Origin of the sequence: Paenibacillus bouchesdurhonensis (genome assembly GCF_900155685.1) — a bacterium.
Classification (GTDB): domain Bacteria; phylum Bacillota; class Bacilli; order Paenibacillales; family Paenibacillaceae; genus Fontibacillus; species Fontibacillus bouchesdurhonensis.
Genome location: NZ_LT732548.1, coordinates 2,239,727 through 2,257,211, shown reverse-complemented (window position 1 = coordinate 2,257,211; position 17,485 = coordinate 2,239,727). Strand labels below are relative to the sequence as shown.

The window sequence follows — 17,485 nt, the reverse complement described above, 5'->3', positions numbered from 1 at the left end:
TCTAAGTAACGAAAGAACCGCAGAAGGAGCTGCTCGCTCCCCCTTGCGGTTCTTCTTTACGTCTCTATTTGTTCTGCCAAATACAACTGTCTGCAAATCGCGCCAGCTCAGCCTCCACTTCAGTTCCAGTAGCAAGGCGATAGCAACTGGCTCCAGCTGCCTCCCCTGCGGAAGCTACGGCATTCAAAATCCGATGCTTAACTCTCAATAGCGATTGGGGTGACATGCTCAGGTCGCGTACCCCCAGATAGAGCCAGAGAGGAATAGCCTTCTCGTCCCCGGCGAGCTCCCCGCAGACACTTACGGGGATGCCCGCTTCCTGCGCTCCGGCAATCGCTTGGCGCAGCAAACGAAGCACAGCCGGATGAAACGGCTGGTACATATGGGCGATCGTCTCGTTCATCCGGTCAACGGCAAGAACGTACTGTACGAGGTCATTCGTACCGATGCTGAAGAAATCGGCTTCCCTGGCAAGAAGGTCGGCTATAGCTGCCGCCGCAGGCACTTCGACCATGACGCCGACAGGGATATGATCGTCATACGCGATTCCGCGCTCGTCAAGGTCAGACTTGGCCTCGGCCAATATTTGCTTCGCCTGCCGTACTTCCTCTAGCGAAGAAATCATCGGCAGCATAATTTTCAAATGACCGAAAGCACTGGCTCGAAGTATGGCGGTCAACTGGGTCTTGAACATCTCTTTGCTGTTCAGACTGATCCGAATCGCCCGATATCCTAGAAACGGGTTGTCTTCCTCTGGAAGTTCAAAGTATTCAAGCTGCTTATCCCCGCCGATATCAAGAGTTCGAATAACGACGGAATACTTTCCTGCCTTCTCGGCAACCTGCCGGTAAATTTCGAACTGCTCCTCTTCGGAAGGGAAGGTCGAACGATCCATATATAAAAACTCGGTACGGAACAAGCCTGCTCCTTCTGCGCCGTATGTGAGCGCCTGTTCCAAATCTTTAACAGAGCTGATGTTGCCTGCCAGGCGAAAGTGGACACCGTCTTGCGTGACCGCTTCGACCGTCGCCAGCGCCTGCAGCTGCTGCTTCCGTTTCCGCAGCCCTTCAGCTACTTCCGTATACCGATCGATAATTTCCTGATTGGGTTCAACATAAATAAGTCCTTCGTCACCGTCAACGACAAGCAGATCGCCTGTCTTCAACGGTGCTGCTAGCTGCTGTTCGAGCCCGGATACAAGAGGTATCCCGAGAGCCCGTGCCATGATGGCAGAATGCGAGGTTTTGCCTCCAGCCATCGTGACCATGCCCAATACGTTGTCAGGATTCATATGTACAAGCTGGGAGGGTGACAATTCCTTAGCCACCAAAATATATGGCTGAGTATCGGCCGGAAGCGTAATATCCGGCGTGCCGAGCAAATGCTTCAGCAAGCGATTGCCCACATCCTTAATATCAAGTGCCCGCTCTTTCATATACTCATCATCCAGCAGATCAAACATCGTGACAAAATGATCGATCGCTTCTTTTACAGCGACCTCGGCCGCCTTATACTGCCGTTCGATAATCCCGCGAATTTCGCTCATGAACACGGGATCTTCCAATATAGCGAGGTGAGCGTCAAATATACTCGATTCCTCTACGCCTACAGCTTCCTTGACTTCGTTCTTCATCACTTCAATTTCTGTTCTGGACGTCTGTATACCTTCATACAATCTTTCGAACTCTGCTGCCAAATCCACCTTATCCATCTGGCGATCCGGCACATCCCATTCCCAGGCAGGCAGCACAAAAGCCTTGCCGATGGCTACGCCCGCTGCTGCACCGATGCCCTGTATCATGTTTAGACCCCCTATGTCCTGCTCTGTTATAGGATATCATCTCTCTATAAATTACGATGCTATTCAGGCACGCACTATTATGGTAATCCTATGCTTGCAAATTTGTCAAAGGAAATTAAGTCTATGCCTATAAGCCCAAAGAGGACCCGTCTTAACAACGGGTCCATAATCTTTGATTTATTGACGGTTTTTTCCAAGCAAAATGCTGTCCTCTACCTTGATGCACCGATCCATGATGACCCTTAGGCCGCCTTCCTCAGCAATTTGTGCTGCTTCCTCGCTAATGATCCCTTGCTGCAGCCACAGTACCTTAGCCCCGGCTGCAACCGCCTCTCGAGCGACCTCTGGCGTATATTCGCTGCGCCGGAATACGTTGACGATCCCGATTGGCTCCGGCACGTCTGCTAGAGTCGCATAAACCTGCTCCCCCAGAATTTGTCCTTGCACCGCCGGATTTACCGGGATAATGCGGTAGCCGTTGCTCTGCATCGCCTGCGCCACCATGTAAGAGGTGCGATCCGTTTTGTCAGACAGGCCAACAACGGCAATATTTCCAGCTTGCTGCAATATTTCTTTAATTTCCTCGCGACTAGGATTTTCAAAGGCCATAGCCAAACTCCTCCTCTCGAATTTTTCTAGTATGCTCTATTCTAGATTTTTATACCCATTCTACCGAAGCGCCAAGCTCAGTAATATGGTCGAAAAATTGCGGATAGGATTTGGCGACGTGATGAGCATCCTTGATGACCAGCGGCTCGCGGCAGCGGAGACCGACAATCGTCAAAGCCATGATGACACGGTGGTCGTAATGGGCATTGATCTCCACGCCTCCCTCAAGGCCGCTAGGACGGCCATGAACGATAATTTCGGCTTGGCGTTCCTCTACATTGGCACCAGCCTTTCTAAGCTCGTTCAAATAGTCCGTAATTCGGTCGCATTCCTTATATCTTAAGTTCTCCACGTTATAGAACCTTGACGTTCCTTCAGCAAACACCGCAGCTGCCACCATGGCGAGCACGGCATCCGTCGCGGCGTCGCCGTCGAACTCCACCGGCCGCAGGCGGCCGTTGCCCTGAACGTGTACAGTGTCGTCCTTATGCGTTAACGGCACGTCCATCATTTGCAGCACATCCACAATGGCGCGCTCGCCTTGCTTGCTGCGCTCGGCTAGACGATGTACCTTCACATTGGACTTGGTAACCGCAGCAGCTGCAAGAATTGCCGCCGAGCCTGGATAATCGCCTTGAACCGTATAGGTTTTCGCTTGATAGGACTGGCGTCCAGGCACCTTGAAGCTCATGTAATCCTCGCTGGCATGAATAATAATCCCGGCCTGCTCAAGCACCTCTAGCGTCTGACCGATGACAACTTTGGATTTCAAATCATCCAGCACCTCGATCTCACTATCCTCCTCCAAGAGTGGAGTGAGGAACAAGAGGGCACTCAAATATTGAGAGCTGACCGCACCCGATACGGTGATTTTTCCGCCCTTCGGATTTCCGCCCCGAATCGTAATCGGCAGCCGTCCCTCTTGATGGTCGACTTCAACGCCAAGCTGCTGGAGCGACACGATCAAATCGTCATGCGGACGCTTACCAAGAGAATCAGGATACGTATTGACAAAGGTCACCTCAGGGCATAGCGAAGCGATTCCCATCAAAAACCGCAGCACAGCGCCGGCATTGCCCACATTCAGCTCCTTGACGTCCTTCGGATTCCGGCCGAAGCCCGTGATAACGATTTTCTCGTCATCCTCCTCCAAGACCGCGCCTAAATCGGCTATACAGCGGCGCATCGCATCGCTGTCCTCGCTGTGCGCAGGATAGTATATCGTACTCGTACCCTCAGCTAGAGCCGCAACTAGCAAATAGCGCGTCGTATAATTTTTCGATGATAGCGCCCCGATTTCACCGCTTAATTCGGGAGTAGGTCTAACAATAACGTCCATTTATATTCTCCTTTTATCTCATTATTATTTTGATTGACCGCGGTAACGCATTAAAATCTCAGACGCTAAAATGTCCGGATTTTTGCCCGAAGTATCGAATATGGCTTGGGCGAAATCATAGGCATGCTTGCGTTCCTCCAAAAGTACGGTCACTCTCTCTCTCGCTCCTCCTGCAAGCAGCGGTCTGCCCGGATCCTCGCCAACACGCTTCAGGATGCTCTCCAGATCGGCAGTCAAGGCAACAACCCAGCCGTTCTCCAGCATAACCGAACGATTCTCCTCACGAAGGACAGCTCCCCCGCCCGTAGCTAGCACAACCTCACCCTCTTGCAGCACGCTGCGCAGCAAAGTAGACTCGATATCCCGGAAGTATTGTTCTCCCTGATTGGCAAACAGCTCGGGAATCGTGCACTTTGTTTCCTCCTCGATGCGCTTGTCAAGATCGATGAGGCGATAACCTGCCATTTCGGCTAGCACAGCCCCTACCGTTGTCTTGCCGGTGCCCATCATTCCTACCAGTATAATATTGTTTCTTTGTTCACTCAATATTTCACCTACTTTTATTCCTGTGCTCGTGGCAAACTATTTTTCATATCATAACACAGCCGCCGACATTTCGGCACATAAAAAAGCGTCAAAGAGCAGAACCGCTCTTTGACGCCCAATTATCCGCATATTAAAGCATTAGAACCATTGATGATGGAATACGCCTTCTTTGTCGACGCGTTTAAACGTGTGCGCTCCAAAGTAGTCGCGTTGCGCTTGAAGCAGGTTAGCCGGCAAGCGCTCTGTCCGGTAGCTGTCATAGTAGGACAATGCGCTGGAGAAGCCCGGAACCGGGATTCCACGGGATACTGCAGCCGAGGTCACTTGGCGCCATGCATCCTGGTACGTCTCGACAATGTTCTTGAAATAAGGATCAAGCAACAGGTTCTTAAGACCAGGATCACGGTCGTAAGCTTCTTTGATGTTATGCAGGAATTGGGAGCGAATAATGCAACCGCCGCGGAAAATCATCGCAATGTTGCCGTATTTCAAATCCCAGCCATACTCATCGGAAGCAGCTCTCATTTGAGCAAAACCTTGGGCGTAAGATACGATCTTACTTGCGAACAAGGCTTTGCGAACATTTTCAATGAACTCCTGTTTGTCGCCATCAAAGGCGGATACCGCAGGGCCGCTCAAAATTTTGCTTGCAGCGATGCGCTCGTCCTTCATGGCGGATAAGAAGCGGGAGAATACGGATTCCGTAATCATGGACAATGGCACACCAAGGTCAAGCGCGCTTTGGCTTGTCCATTTGCCTGTACCCTTCTGTCCAGCAGCATCAAGAATGACGTCAACCATCGGCTTGCCGGTCTCTTCATCGTATTGCGAGAAGATATCCGCCGTAATTTCGATCAAATAGCTGTCCAGCTCGCCTTTATTCCACTCGGTAAAAATTTCATGCAATTCTTTAGCGTCCAGACCAAGCACGTCCTTAAGCAGGTGGTAAGCTTCGCCAATAAGCTGCATATCTCCGTACTCAATGCCGTTATGCACCATCTTGACATAATGCCCTGCGCCGTCTGGACCGATATATGTACAACATGGATCGCCATTTACTTTAGCAGAAATTGCTGTCAGAATCGGTTCCACTAATTTATATGCACTTTCTTGGCCGCCAGGCATGATCGAAGGGCCGTTAAGCGCGCCTTCCTCACCGCCGGATACCCCTGTGCCGATAAAGCGGAAGCCTTTAGCTTCAAGCTCTTTACTGCGACGCTGCGTGTCAGGGAAATAAGCGTTGCCTCCATCGATAATGATGTCGCCTTGATCCAAATAAGGAAGGAGCTGCTCGATCGTTGCGTCCGTAGCTGGGCCAGCTTGTACCATGATCAGGATTTTACGAGGTACTTCCAAGGATTTAACGAACTCTTCGACGGAGAATGTACCGACCACATTTTTGCCCTTCGCTTCGTTCGCGAGCATATCGTGTGTCTTCTCCGGGGAGCGGTTAAACACCGAAACGGTGAACCCTCTGCTTTCAATATTCAGGGCGAGGTTCTTGCCCATAACGGCAAGGCCGATAACGCCAATTTGTTGTTTCGACATGGTCTCCATCCTTTGCAATCTATATTTTTTTCAATAATATCATTTTAACTCTTTGAAGTACAGAAGTGAACCCCTTCATCTAACTCTCATCATGCTCTCATTATTAAAAACGGCTCCTCCAATAATTCGAAGAGCCGCTTCAATCCTCGTTTATTATCCTCATTGTCTCTCTTACCACTCCAGTTGAATTAGTTGGATACGCAGCCTGCGCAGCTTCTCCTTGCAGTTCTCGATCATCTGCTCGTCGCCGGACTGCATTGCGTCGTACAAATGATCCAGCTCCTCATCCAGTTCCTTCTGCAAGCTTTCCATTTGATGCTCCGCCGACTGGGACGCTAGCAGCTCCGCAATCCGCGCCATGTCCAAGATCGGCCCCTTTTGAAAAATAACCTTATGCTCTACGCCCGTAATTTCCACTAAACGGATAACCTCGCCAAACAAGATGCTTTCGATAAGAATTTGCCGATCTTTAAAGCGCTTAACAACGGCATGGCCGCGTAGATCCCCGATCAGCTTCTCAAGCCATTCCGCCAGCTTGGCATCCTTAATCACATAATCGCCTGCGAGCTTGTATCCTTTAGCTAGACGCTGAAAACGCAGCTTGGTCAATTTGCGTCCTGTACGAACGGAAATAATGAAAATAGATTCGTTCTCGCTCCAATAAAGTGAATAGCCGTCTTGAATCAGATCGCGAATCAATTGCTGAATGTGCCGACGGTCGAAACGGAGTTCCAGATTGCAATACTCTACTTCATAACTTTTATTCACGGCACTCCCTCCTTACCTTATCTTATACTTCATCTTATGTAGAGGTAACTTGGAATATTGATTATTTTTACCCATTCTGAGCCTATAGTGACGCAAATAATCATAAAAATGCTTATTTTAATCAAAAAATGATATACTGGCGAAGAACCGCTTGAGTACAAGCTGGCCACTTAATATGAATTATGCTGGAGGTTACCATCATGGCATTTACCGGCTTCACGAGCCCAGATTTCGATAGCTTGAACATCCCTGGACTGGAACCCCGGATGAAGGCGATCATTGCCAACATACGGCCTAAGCTCGAAGCGCTTGGCGGGGAAATTGCTCCTTATTTATCCGCCTTATGCGGCGAGGAAATGTTCCCTCATGTAGCCAGGCACGCGAGGAGGACAATCAATCCGCCTAATGATACATGGATTGCCTGGAGCAGCAGCAAACGCGGGTATAAAGCGCTGCCCCATTTTCAGGTAGGGATGTTCTCTACCCATCTATTCGTTATTTTTGCGGTCATTTATGAAAGCCCGAATAAAGAAGCTATCGCTAAATACTTAGAGAAGCATACTGCCCAAGTACAAAAGCTCATACCTTCCGACTTTTATTGGTCAACCGATCATATGAAGCCCGAGGGTTCACTTCACCGCGATATGGATAAGAATGCCCTGCTGCAAATGGCCGACAAGCTCAAGACTGTAAAAAAATCCGAGCTGCTATGCGGATTGCGCCTCGATCGGGATCATCCCCTTCTTCAAGACGGCGCCGGCTTGACCGGAACGATCGAACAGACCTTTGAAACACTGTTGCCTTTATACAAGGGCTCCTTCTAGGCAAAAAGCAGCCTTCCCGGTTATCAAACCCGGGTGAGGCTGCTTTTTTGCCGCGACATAATAACGTGAACAAAGAACAGGACAGCCATCACGATGGCGCTGGCCATAAACGGCGCGGAAGGGCCCAGCATATCCCACAGTTTTCCTGAGACGATCGGCCCAACGACCATGCCCGACCCCTGAACCGTCAGGAACAAGCCCCAAACGGTTCCTTTCTCTCCTTCGGGCAGCATATGGGATATCATCGTATCCCACGTAGGCAAAATGCAGGCATAGCTGATCCCGATGAATATGACGAGCAGCCATACCAACGGAATGGAGCGCGTCATGGCAAACAGACCGATTGCCACGGCAGCCAGCGAGAAGCCGATATGCAGGAACCATTTCGTTCCATAACGATCCACCAGCCTGCCAATCGGGATCAACCCGATAACGGTGATGCCTCCTCCAGTCACAAGCAAGGCACTGAAGGCCTCGGGAGATAAATCAAGCTCCGTGCGGACAAATAATGTGATGACAGGAGTGAGCAAGCCTATCGCAAAGGTTTGTAGAAAGAGGGCCGGAAATAATAGCCGGCTGACATGTAAATTCTCCTTGATATGCCGGATCGATTGCCGCACATTGTTCAATACCCCGCGAAATCCGCCCTCCCATATGGAGGAATCTTCTGAGGCCAGCGCCGCCGGATCTATCTTTTGCTTCGTTTTGCCGGGCAGGAACAGAGAGACGATGACGACGACACCCATTAGAGCGAGCAGAAACCAAAAGACAGGCTGGTAAGAGCCATCGACGAAAAAATTGATGATTACAGGGCCGGATCCCGTTCCGCCCAAGCTTGAGATTTGAATAACGCCCATCGCCGTACCGAAATTGTTATTCTCACGCGTGACGGCGGATATGCCCATAAGAACGCACGGCCATAACGGCGCGGTGCCCACTCCAATCAACGCGCAGCCGAGCACAATCATCCCCATTTTATCCGCCATCGCAATAATGAATACGGCAACAAAGGTCAGCAGAAGCCCCATCATCATCGTCAGCCGAAAACCGACCCGTTCAATAAACCAGCCAGCGGGGCTGCGAAATACGTTATCGCCAATATATTGCAGTGAGAAGGATAAACCGATCGCAAACGCGCTCAATTTCAGCACGTCGCCCATATACACGGGCAATATCGATACAATTAAAGCTCCCTTAACGAACTCCACCAGGAACATGATGATCCACAGGCAAATAAAAGTCGGAGTTAGCAGTTTCTTGCTTACGAGTTTGGTCGTTATTTCCACAGTCGTTCTCCCTTTTCTTCTCTTTAAAATCGCAAGGTTGTTTCTAGTTTAACCTCTTGATGCGGTAACTTACACTCCCTGGCGTGATTTTATCTTGTTTTGCACTCAATCTTTACTTGCATTCCACTCTCTTTTTGCTATACTCAATTTTGTTTAAAAATATTGCATAGAAAGGCAGGGATGGCCTTCATGGATCATCAAGTCACACCGCTGTTTACCGCGCTTAAGAAGCACGCGGCCGGCAATCCTGTTCAATTTCATATTCCCGGGCATAAAAAAGGGCTTGGCTCCGATAAAGAATTTCGAGAATTCATAGGTGATAACGCCCTATCGATCGATTTGATCAACATTGCTCCGCTCGATGATTTGCATCAGCCGTCAGGCATCATCGAAGAAGCTCAGAAGCTGGCAGCGGACGCGTTCGGCGCCGACTATACTTATTTCTCTGTCCAAGGAACAAGCGGCGCCATCATGACGATGATCCTGTCCATTTGTTCTCCCGGCGATAAAATCATCGTACCGAGAAATGTACACAAGTCCGTCATGTCTGCCGTTATTTTCGCGGGTGCCAAGCCGATCTTCGTCTCTCCTGCTCAGGATGAGAACCTGGGGATCGATCATGGAATTACGACTTCTTCCGTGAGAAGAGCCCTCCAGCGTCACCCGGATGCCAAGGCAGTGCTGGTCATTAATCCTACCTACTTTGGCGTATGTGCCGATCTGAAGGAGATCGTGGACTTGGCGCATAGCTTTGGCGTACCTGTGCTCGTTGATGAAGCACACGGCGTGCATATTCATTTTCACGAGGAGCTTCCGATGTCAGCAATGGAAGCCGGTGCCGACATGGCCGCAACAAGCGTACATAAGCTGGGCGGCTCAATGACGCAAAGCTCCGTGCTTAATCTGAACGTAAAGAACGGATATGTAAATCCACAGCGCGTTCAAACCATCATCAGCATGCTGACGACGACGTCAACCTCGTATCTACTGCTCGCTTCCTTGGACACAGCAAGAAGAAATCTAGCGCTTCATGGCCGTGAAATGGTGCAAAGCACACTGGACATGGCGCATTATATGCGCAGTGAAATCAATAATATTAAAGGCTTGTACTGCTTCGGCCGTGAAATTCTCGGCAGCGAAGCCACCTATGATTATGACCCGACCAAGCTTACGATTCACGTCCGCCATCTTGGGATCACCGGTTATGAGACGGAGAACTGGCTTAGAGAGCATTACAACATCGAGGTAGAGCTCAGCGACATGTATAACATTCTCTGCTTCATCACCCCGGGAGATACGGAAGAAACGATTGAAACTCTCCTAACGGCATTGCGTGAATTGTCTGAATCGTATTATAAAGAAAATAATGCCAATGAGCTAATCGTAAAAATTCCGGAAATCCCGCAGCTCTCGCTCATTCCGCGCGACGCCTTTTATGCCGATACCGAGGTTGTGCCTTTTAAAGAATCCGCAGGCCGAATCATTGCCGAATTCATTTACGTGTATCCGCCAGGCATTCCGATTCTCCTTCCTGGAGAAGTCATCTCGCAAGATAATATTGATTATATTGTCGATCATGTGGAAGTAGGACTGCCCGTGAAGGGGCCGGAGGATCGATACATTAATCAGGTCAAGGTCATTGTTGAGGCCGACCCTATCTTCTAACGGAGAAATCACTCATATTCAAAAGAAGCTCCCCGAACCCGGGGAGCTTCTTTTCAATTCAGTCCATAGATCTATAGACAAGCATTCTACACTTCATCTTGACCGGAGACCAGCTCGTTGTATGCCGCCTCCACTTGACGCCACTCGTCCTCGTCTTCAATGTTGTAGAGAACCATTTCCTCATTCTCTTCTTCCAGACGAAGGATGATGCCGTCCGCTTCCGGATTGTTCCGCTCAAGCAACAGCGCATATACTTTCTCCGCTACATCGAACGTTTCGACTAGAACCATTTCCACGTCATTGCCTTCTTCGTCCGTCAGCGTGAGCACAAACTCCTCGTGCTCATGGTCATGATCGTGGTCGTGTCCACAGCCGCACGCTTCGCCGTGTTCATGCTTGTGATCGCTCATTGAAATACCTCACTTTAAATGTTTTGTAGTTATTTGTTGGATGAACCTGTCAGTTTCCTCTCGTATCGTATCATTTTTACACAGGGCAGGTCAATTCGATAATGAGGCATTCAAGCGGCAATATTATTATTTAAGCACGTTGATGCTTTTCTCAGACACTAGCACGAAGTCGGAGCCGCCTGTCGCCGGCTTCATATAGAAGCCCAGCGTATATTTACCCGCAGTTTTGAAATCATACGTGTAATCGTCCGTGACGAAATAAAAGTTGCTGCCCGTATCTTTTACGTCCTTGGTCTGGATCGTTTTGGATGTGCCGTCCGGCGCCGTGATCGCTACTCTGACCGCGGATATTTCCGTTCTAAGATTGTCGATTTGCGAGAAAACGCTAAATTTCAGCTTGCCTGCCTTCTCGATGTCCGAGAAAACCTCCCCCTTGCCTTTGAACAAGAAAATATGCACGTTAGGTTTATAGTAGTTTACCTTCTTCGTTGCTTCATCATATTCAACCAGTCCCTCCAGCTCTCTGACCGGGACGTACGTTTTGCCATCAATCACGTAGCCGCCATCTTCCACTTCGCGGCCATCCATGTAAAGCTTTACTTTCTGTGTTGCCGAATCTGCGAACAGCATGGATCCACCCGTAAGGGAGAATGCCAATACCAGTACCATTACTCTTCTCCATTTCAAATTCATCAATAGCCCTCCAATTGATTCATGTTGATGTTAATGTATACTCCCGCTAGTTGCTCAAGTTGCGGTGTTTGCTGCAAATCACTCTTATTTTTTACGAGAATGGAAGAGACGCTTTCGCTCATTAGGAAAATCGTGTAAATTAGAAAGGAATGTCAAAGAACGCTTAGGAGGGAATTCGTTTGTCGCTGCGCCTACAAATGCTTGGTACGGGCGGCGCTTTTGCCAAGCAATACTTTAACAATAACGGACTGCTGTACGCGGATGATTTTACGCTGCTGATTGACTGCGGAATAACAGCTCCGCTTGCGCTTCACCAGATAGACAAGCCGATGGAAGCCATCGACGCCGTTCTGATCACCCATATTCACGGGGATCATGTCGGCGGGCTGGAGGAATACGCCTTCCGCATGAAATACGGGCATGGACGCAAACCCGTGCTCTACGTTCCCGAGCTGCTGGCTGAGCCGCTATGGGAGAACACCCTGAAGGGTGGATTAGGCCAAGACGGCATAGAATCGCTGGAGGATGCTTTTTACGTTCACCTGCTTCGCGAAGGACAGGTCACGGAGCTCGCTCCCGGCCTCTCTCTAGAAACAATTCGCACACCTCATATTCCTGGGAAAAACAGCTACTCTTTATACTTGAACGACGAAATTTTCTATAGTGCGGATATGATCTTTCAGCCCGAACTGCTCAAAGAGCTTGTTTACCGGCGCGGCTGCCGTAAAATTTTGCATGAGGTGCAGTTGACAGGCCCAGGTCAGGTTCATACTACCCTGGCGGAGCTGCTGTCCCTTCCTGCAGATATTCGCGGATTAATTTCACTCATGCACTACGGCGACGAAATGGAGGCCTTTACCGGCCAGACGATGGAGATGGAGTTTCTTCGCCAGCATGAAGTATATGAGGTATAAGGGCATGCGGCCTTGCAATATGACAAAGCAGCCAAGGAGATTCCTTCCCCAGGGCTGCTTCTTTGCGTCTTCTATTCGAATGTAGGCAGCGCGTCTAAATTGTTTGACGGATCCCCATCCGCATCACCGCGGATATACATTTCGCCGTCTCTTCCTTTAAAAATGTTCACACCCGCAATGGCACCCGCATTCACTTCTTGCAATGCATCCTCGTAATTTAAAATACGCCCGCTAGAAGTTTTAAATCGGGTTAAATTGCCGTCTCCGTTCCTTTGAACCGCGATAAACGTCTCTCTGCTATCGACTGCCATCCTATTTCACATCTCCTTCATCCTGTGGGATTCCCTGTAGGGATGCTTATAGTCTGGCCCGAGCCGCATGTTTCTATTAGGCTGGCCTCTATAGCGGTTTTTCCATGCGAACATGCAGGATGCCTGCGTCATAAAACGGCTCCGTAGATATAGTTTCATATCCGAGCTTGGCATAAAAGGCCTCTGCCTGGCATTGTGCATCCAGTACGGACTTCGTAAGACCCAACTCTCTTGCCCGCTCTTCCATAGCAAGGAGCAGTATTCTGCCTAGACCTTGCGAACGGAATGATTTGCGAACGGCGATCCGCTGCATTTTGGCACTGTTATCCTTATAGTACGTAATTCTCCCTGTCGCTGCTGCCATGCCCTCCAGTTCAACCAGCACATGCGTGGCATCCGGACTAATCACATCATATTCGTCGATCTCCAGATCGATCGGCACCTTTTGCTCTTCCACAAATACTTCCGTGCGAATATCCAAACATTTCTTTAATTGCTGTTCCGAGTTTACGGAAATAATAACAGCAGCCATTCATACCCCTCCCCATGTTGCTTCATTACTCTGCAAACTGCATCATTATACAAAAAAAAGCTTTTCGTGTATAGTTATAATTATTTCAAAAAAAAGACGATCCACCTTGAGAAAGGAGATATTCCATCATGACGGCTGGACTTACGATTGCAGCTGCTGTTTTAATATCCGCTGTATTAATATTCGCCATGTTCTACACGACAAAAAAAGGCTACTCCCGCAAATGGGAAGATGATTAAGCCCGACTACGGCGGTGTGATTACTTCCTTCGAGTATACATGCTCCCGCACAGATTTTCCATAAACCTTGTCGCGCACGGATTGACCGAGCCATGAAGGGAACTGCTGCTGCCTATGCATTGTCTCTTCATTAGGCTGTAATCCACAGCCGCTGACTAGCAGCATAAGGCTAATTCCACCGATAGCTGCAGCCTTTTTCACGTTCCATAGCTCGGGCTTCCTTATAGGTGCCGCTTGCTTTTTATCCAGCACATTTTTCATCCTTTCTGCTTTTTACTGCATCATATAATCGCTTGTCAACATTGTCGTCCGGCATTCCAACCTTTATACGTAAAAAAGGTTTGACAGGATCAGCTAATCCTGTTATGATATTTCTTGTCTTCACTATTTATACCTGATCTGTTAGCTCAGCTGGGAGAGCACCATCTTGACAGGGTGGGGGTCAGTGGTTCGAGCCCACTACAGATCATAATGAAAGAACCCTTGAAGCCTAAGCTTCGAGGGTTCTTTGCATCTCCAAAGTATAATTTTCGATAGCTAAGCCGCTGATTTTACGATAAGATTTAGCTACTATGTAACGAAAATCCCCCTAACTCTTCCTTGACTTTTTTCAATATAAAAACAAATTGTTCAGAGATTGTATAGATTAATAGTCTATAGTATTTTATTGGAATTGTTAGTTTGATACAGATGTTATTACATATGTAGGGAGAGCGCGATGAAAGTTATTCTTCTGGATGATGAAGTTATTGCACTGGACTACCTAGAACACCAGTTAATGCAAATTCCTGAAATTGAAATTGTGGGGAAGTTTTCCGATCCGGCTTTAGGAAAGAAAGAGATACTTAATCAATCGATCGATCTGGTTTTTCTGGATATCCAACTCCCCGAAACGGACGGAATTCAATTGGCCGAAGAAATTTTACAGGTTAAACCTCATTTAAAAATCGTGTTTGTAACTGGTTACGAAGCATATGCCGTACGAGCCTTTGAGCTTAACGCTTTGGATTATTTATTAAAGCCCGTCAAATTGGAAAGATTGATGAATACGATCCAGCGGATCGATCATTCACATACTGCGTTTGATTTAGATCGGCTTGCTCAGCAAAACCAATCGCTGCAAATAAAAATGCTAGGCCATTTTCAGATGATTCTTAAAGAGAAGCAAGTGCCGCCGCTGCGTTGGCGGACGACCCGAGCTCAGGAATTGTTCTTGTACATGCTGCAATGCCGGGGACAATTCATTCGCAAATCGACTTTAATTGAATTACTTTGGCCTGAATATGAACCAAACAGAGCCTATTCCTTATTGTATACGGTCATTTACCACATTCGAAAAACATTGGAGCAATTCGAGGACTATTTTTCACTCACGAACTCGGTGGACGGATATGTTTTAAATTTAAATAATGTGCTGCTGGATGTCGAAGAATGGGAGAATTTTATTGTGTCCAGCCTGCCTTTGACGAGCAGAACGATTACTGATTATGTGGATATGATGAAATTATTTAAAGATGACTATTTGAAGGAATACGATTACTGGTGGGCAGAGAGTGAACGACAGAGGTTGAAAATGCTATGGCTCCGCACCTCATTTCGAATGGCGGAATGGTATATGTCAAACCATCAGCAATCGAAGGCCGTGGAGAAATACCTGGAGATTTGCCATCAGCACCCTATAGCGGAAGAAGCTCATTTTGCGCTGATGAAAATTTTCGCTTCGAATAAAAATTCTTTGGCTGTTCACCGGCAGTATCGCCTGCTTGTTGCTATTTTACTTGAAGAATTCAATGAACAGCCAAGTACATATATTACAGACTGGTACGACAATTGGAAGCTGGAGCATGAAGAATGATCCTAGCATGTCGCTGATTTTAAGGGGGCTGCCAAAAAACGGTTCAGATTTTGCAATTTCCCGGCAGTCAGACTACACTCATATTGTGTTCATTAGTTCTGACCCATTCGTCAATATCAGTTTCTCTCATCGGCTTGCCGTAATAATATCCTTGCATCACATGGCAGCCCAGCTGAGCCAAAAATTCAATATGCTCTTGGTTTTCGACGCCTTCAGCGATGACATCAAGCTGAAGATTGTCAGCCATCATAATGATCGCGTTAATGATTGCCCGTTTGCTCGGATTCTCTAAATCGTTTGTAAATAAACGATCCAGCTTCAATGCGTCGATGGGAATCCGGTCAAGCAGTCCAATCGAAGAATATCCTGTTCCGAAGTCATCCATGGATACACGCACGCCAAGCTTGCGAATGCTTTGGAGCTGACGAATGATATCGTTAATATCGTATAGAACCATCGATTCGGTAATTTCCAGTTCGAGCAGATGAGGAGCTAGTTCAACCTTGTCCAACACGTTTTGCACGAGTTCTAGCAAGCTGTCGGTTTGAAACAAGCGAACCGATAAATTAACGGAAACCGGTTGATGCAGTCCCTTAGACTGCCATACTTTGCATTGGCGGCAGGCCTCCTCCAGCGCCCATCTAGTCATGGGTACGATGAGACCCGTTCCTTCAGCGATTTGGATGAACTCCCCAGGTGCAACCAGTCCAAGCCGAGGATGCTGCCAGCGGATAAGCGCTTCGAATCCGACCAGACTGTTGGTTCTTACGTTCCATTTAGGCTGATACATAATGAAAAACTGATTATTTTCCAAGGCAAGCTGAAGATCTTTCTCAAGCTCCATTCTGCGCACTAATTGAAGGCCCATCTCTTCACTGTAGAAGCAGAACTGGTTCTTCCCTAGCCCTTTTGCCCTATACATCGCTGTATCCGCTGTCTTGAGCAGTACGGAGCGGTTGGAATCCTGAATCGAGCCGATGCTAATGCCGATGCTGCCTGTGACGTATAATTCATTGCCTTCAATATAGTATACTTGCTTAATGCTCTGCAGAATTTTGTGGGCCAGTTGTTCCGCGCGCGCCACATTGCAATACTTGATAATAAATAGAAACTCATCGCCACCGATGCGGAATGCCTGCTGATCCTCGCGAATGAATTGACGAAGACGGATGCCGACCTCTTGAATGAGCAAGTCCCCTATGTTATGGCCGAGCGTATCATTTATCGCTTTGAATTGATCCAAATCTAGAAATAGAACTCCGATCTTTTCGGTGCCTACATGCGAATCGAAGAAGCGATTCATTTCGTTGCGGTTGGGCAGTCCGGTAATCGAGTCGAGATAGGCTAGTTTCTCCAGTACGTGCCGATCAAAGAACAATGCTCCCCAGGATACGAGCAGAATGATAAAGATGACAAGCGTAACGCCGAACAGCAAAAACAGGTCTAGTCCCGTTGACGTTTGTGCCGCTGCTTCGGCCGTCGCTGGATGCTGGAGCTTGACGGCTTCCATTCCCGTATAATGCATCCCGCAAATGGCGATGCCCATAATGGCTGCCGACAGCCACTTAGCCCAGCTTGTCGATGATCCGCTTCGAAAACGCAAGAAAAGCATTAATGCCGCATAAGATGCGAATAAGGCAATAATAACTGACAGCACCAGCAGAGTTTGATCATAATATATATCGATGGGCATGATCATGGCTTCCATCCCCATATAATGCATCGTAACGATTCCGCTTCCCATGATGAAGCCGCCTCCAGCGATTTTATACCAATTAATATTACGGGGCATGGTAATATAAAATGCTATAAATGAAGCGATTACACTTGCTAACAGCGAACCTAGCGTAAGCCAGATATCGTAATGAACAGTCATATGCGTATGATAAGCCAGCATCCCAACAAAATGCATCGACCAAATGCCGTTGCCCATGACTAAGGAGCCCGCCAGCAGCCAGAAGAACCGGGTTTTTCCGTTCGCGAGAGAAATCTTTGTCGCTATGCTTAGAGCCGAGTACGATGCCAATACTGCAATGATTACTGAAAGTGCCACAATATAGAAATTATAACTGCCTTCTATGTTCATTGATTCCCCCCCTTACCCAATATTTTAAAAGAATGGGCTCTACAAAAACTTGACAGCCC

At 48.1% G+C, this 17,485-nt stretch carries 17 protein-coding genes and 1 tRNA gene; 5 read left to right on the top strand and 13 right to left on the bottom strand.

All coding sequences use genetic code 11. The features are described from left to right. Positions 1-64 precede the first annotated feature (64 nt). The 6 genes from ptsP to CZ379_RS14335 all read right to left on the bottom strand — a co-directional run bounded on the left by ptsP (position 65) and on the right by CZ379_RS14335 (position 6,611). Positions 65-1,801: a phosphoenolpyruvate--protein phosphotransferase gene (gene ptsP / locus CZ379_RS14360; protein WP_110932236.1), complete on the bottom strand. Its 1,737-nt coding sequence runs from the start codon at positions 1,799-1,801 to the stop codon at positions 65-67. 177 nt (positions 1,802-1,978) lie between these two features. Then, positions 1,979-2,410, bottom strand: a complete 432-nt coding sequence (locus tag CZ379_RS14355; RefSeq protein ID WP_110932235.1) for a CoA-binding protein — start codon at positions 2,408-2,410, stop codon at positions 1,979-1,981. Positions 2,411-2,459: 49 nt separating this feature from the next. After that, positions 2,460-3,749, bottom strand: coding sequence for a 3-phosphoshikimate 1-carboxyvinyltransferase (gene aroA / locus CZ379_RS14350; protein ID WP_110932234.1), 1,290 nt, complete (start codon positions 3,747-3,749; stop codon positions 2,460-2,462). A gap of 24 nt (positions 3,750-3,773) precedes the next feature. After that, the gene (locus CZ379_RS14345; protein ID WP_234404914.1) at positions 3,774-4,295 is read right to left on the bottom strand and encodes a shikimate kinase; all 522 of its coding nucleotides are present in this window, start codon (positions 4,293-4,295) and stop codon (positions 3,774-3,776) included. A gap of 138 nt (positions 4,296-4,433) precedes the next feature. Continuing rightward, on the bottom strand, positions 4,434-5,843 hold the full coding sequence (gndA, locus tag CZ379_RS14340; RefSeq protein ID WP_110932233.1) for an NADP-dependent phosphogluconate dehydrogenase: 1,410 nt from the start codon (positions 5,841-5,843) through the stop codon (positions 4,434-4,436). Between the two features lie 171 nt (positions 5,844-6,014). After that, entirely contained in the window at positions 6,015-6,611 is a 597-nt protein-coding gene (locus CZ379_RS14335) for a hypothetical protein (protein WP_110932232.1), read from the bottom strand. Positions 6,612-6,811: 200 nt separating this feature from the next. On the opposite strand from CZ379_RS14335, the gene CZ379_RS14330 reads away from it, so the two are divergent. Then, entirely contained in the window at positions 6,812-7,435 is a 624-nt protein-coding gene (locus CZ379_RS14330) for a DUF1054 domain-containing protein (protein ID WP_110932231.1), read from the top strand. A 23-nt stretch (positions 7,436-7,458) separates the two neighbouring features. Here CZ379_RS14330 and CZ379_RS14325 read toward each other — a convergent pair whose 3' ends face one another. Further along, positions 7,459-8,721: an MFS transporter gene (locus tag CZ379_RS14325; protein ID WP_110932230.1), complete on the bottom strand. Its 1,263-nt coding sequence runs from the start codon at positions 8,719-8,721 to the stop codon at positions 7,459-7,461. Between the two features lie 189 nt (positions 8,722-8,910). Between CZ379_RS14325 and CZ379_RS14320 the strand changes: the two genes are divergently transcribed. Next, positions 8,911-10,386 (top strand): aminotransferase class I/II-fold pyridoxal phosphate-dependent enzyme, encoded by a 1,476-nt coding sequence (locus CZ379_RS14320; protein WP_110932229.1) that lies wholly within the window; start codon positions 8,911-8,913, stop codon positions 10,384-10,386. A gap of 86 nt (positions 10,387-10,472) precedes the next feature. On the opposite strand, the gene CZ379_RS14315 is transcribed toward CZ379_RS14320, so the two are convergent. Beyond that, positions 10,473-10,796, bottom strand: a complete 324-nt coding sequence (locus tag CZ379_RS14315; protein ID WP_110932228.1) for a DUF1292 domain-containing protein — start codon at positions 10,794-10,796, stop codon at positions 10,473-10,475. Positions 10,797-10,922: 126 nt separating this feature from the next. Further along, a complete protein-coding gene (locus CZ379_RS14310) occupies positions 10,923-11,483 on the bottom strand; it encodes a copper amine oxidase (RefSeq protein ID WP_110934390.1) in 561 nt (186 codons plus the stop codon). Between the two features lie 185 nt (positions 11,484-11,668). On the opposite strand from CZ379_RS14310, the gene CZ379_RS14305 reads away from it, so the two are divergent. Continuing rightward, positions 11,669-12,403: an MBL fold metallo-hydrolase gene (locus tag CZ379_RS14305; protein WP_110932227.1), complete on the top strand. Its 735-nt coding sequence runs from the start codon at positions 11,669-11,671 to the stop codon at positions 12,401-12,403. 71 nt (positions 12,404-12,474) lie between these two features. Here the strand turns inward: CZ379_RS14305 and CZ379_RS14300 are convergent, their stop codons facing one another. From CZ379_RS14300 to CZ379_RS14290, 3 genes are all read right to left on the bottom strand, one after another. Further along, positions 12,475-12,714, bottom strand: coding sequence for a DUF3892 domain-containing protein (locus tag CZ379_RS14300; protein WP_110932226.1), 240 nt, complete (start codon positions 12,712-12,714; stop codon positions 12,475-12,477). A gap of 88 nt (positions 12,715-12,802) precedes the next feature. Next, entirely contained in the window at positions 12,803-13,246 is a 444-nt protein-coding gene (locus tag CZ379_RS14295; protein WP_110932225.1) for a GNAT family N-acetyltransferase, read from the bottom strand. Between the two features lie 245 nt (positions 13,247-13,491). After that, positions 13,492-13,737 carry a hypothetical protein gene (locus CZ379_RS14290; RefSeq protein WP_110932224.1) on the bottom strand — a complete coding sequence of 82 codons (246 nt, stop codon included), beginning with the start codon at positions 13,735-13,737 and terminating at the stop codon, positions 13,492-13,494. A 144-nt stretch (positions 13,738-13,881) separates the two neighbouring features. Here CZ379_RS14290 and CZ379_RS14285 point away from each other — a divergent pair. Both CZ379_RS14285 and CZ379_RS14280 read left to right on the top strand, forming a co-directional pair. Next, positions 13,882-13,954: transfer RNA gene (locus tag CZ379_RS14285), tRNA-Val, on the top strand. Positions 13,955-14,203: 249 nt separating this feature from the next. Further along, a complete protein-coding gene (locus tag CZ379_RS14280; protein WP_110932223.1) occupies positions 14,204-15,340 on the top strand; it encodes a response regulator in 1,137 nt (378 codons plus the stop codon). A 67-nt stretch (positions 15,341-15,407) separates the two neighbouring features. On the opposite strand, the gene CZ379_RS14275 is transcribed toward CZ379_RS14280, so the two are convergent. Further along, complete coding sequence (locus CZ379_RS14275) at positions 15,408-17,426, bottom strand: bifunctional diguanylate cyclase/phosphodiesterase (RefSeq protein ID WP_110932222.1); 2,019 nt, start codon at positions 17,424-17,426, stop codon at positions 15,408-15,410. Positions 17,427-17,485: the final 59 nt, after the last annotated feature.

What these genes read in the sequence shown, in the direction of transcription:
- gndA (WP_110932233.1), bottom strand. Translation starts at nt 5,843, where the DNA reads ATGTCGAAACAACAAATTGGCGTTATCGGCCTTGCCGTTATGGGCAAG.
- CZ379_RS14355 (WP_110932235.1), bottom strand. Translation starts at nt 2,410, where the DNA reads ATGGCCTTTGAAAATCCTAGTCGCGAGGAAATTAAAGAAATATTGCAG.
- CZ379_RS14295 (WP_110932225.1), bottom strand. Translation starts at nt 13,246, where the DNA reads ATGGCTGCTGTTATTATTTCCGTAAACTCGGAACAGCAATTAAAGAAA.
- CZ379_RS14330 (WP_110932231.1), top strand. Translation starts at nt 6,812, where the DNA reads ATGGCATTTACCGGCTTCACGAGCCCAGATTTCGATAGCTTGAACATC.
- CZ379_RS14275 (WP_110932222.1), bottom strand. Translation starts at nt 17,426, where the DNA reads ATGAACATAGAAGGCAGTTATAATTTCTATATTGTGGCACTTTCAGTA.
- CZ379_RS14280 (WP_110932223.1), top strand. Translation starts at nt 14,204, where the DNA reads ATGAAAGTTATTCTTCTGGATGATGAAGTTATTGCACTGGACTACCTA.
- CZ379_RS14315 (WP_110932228.1), bottom strand. Translation starts at nt 10,796, where the DNA reads ATGAGCGATCACAAGCATGAACACGGCGAAGCGTGCGGCTGTGGACAC.
- CZ379_RS14320 (WP_110932229.1), top strand. Translation starts at nt 8,911, where the DNA reads ATGGATCATCAAGTCACACCGCTGTTTACCGCGCTTAAGAAGCACGCG.
- ptsP (WP_110932236.1), bottom strand. Translation starts at nt 1,801, where the DNA reads ATGATACAGGGCATCGGTGCAGCAGCGGGCGTAGCCATCGGCAAGGCT.
- aroA (WP_110932234.1), bottom strand. Translation starts at nt 3,749, where the DNA reads ATGGACGTTATTGTTAGACCTACTCCCGAATTAAGCGGTGAAATCGGG.
- CZ379_RS14300 (WP_110932226.1), bottom strand. Translation starts at nt 12,714, where the DNA reads ATGGCAGTCGATAGCAGAGAGACGTTTATCGCGGTTCAAAGGAACGGA.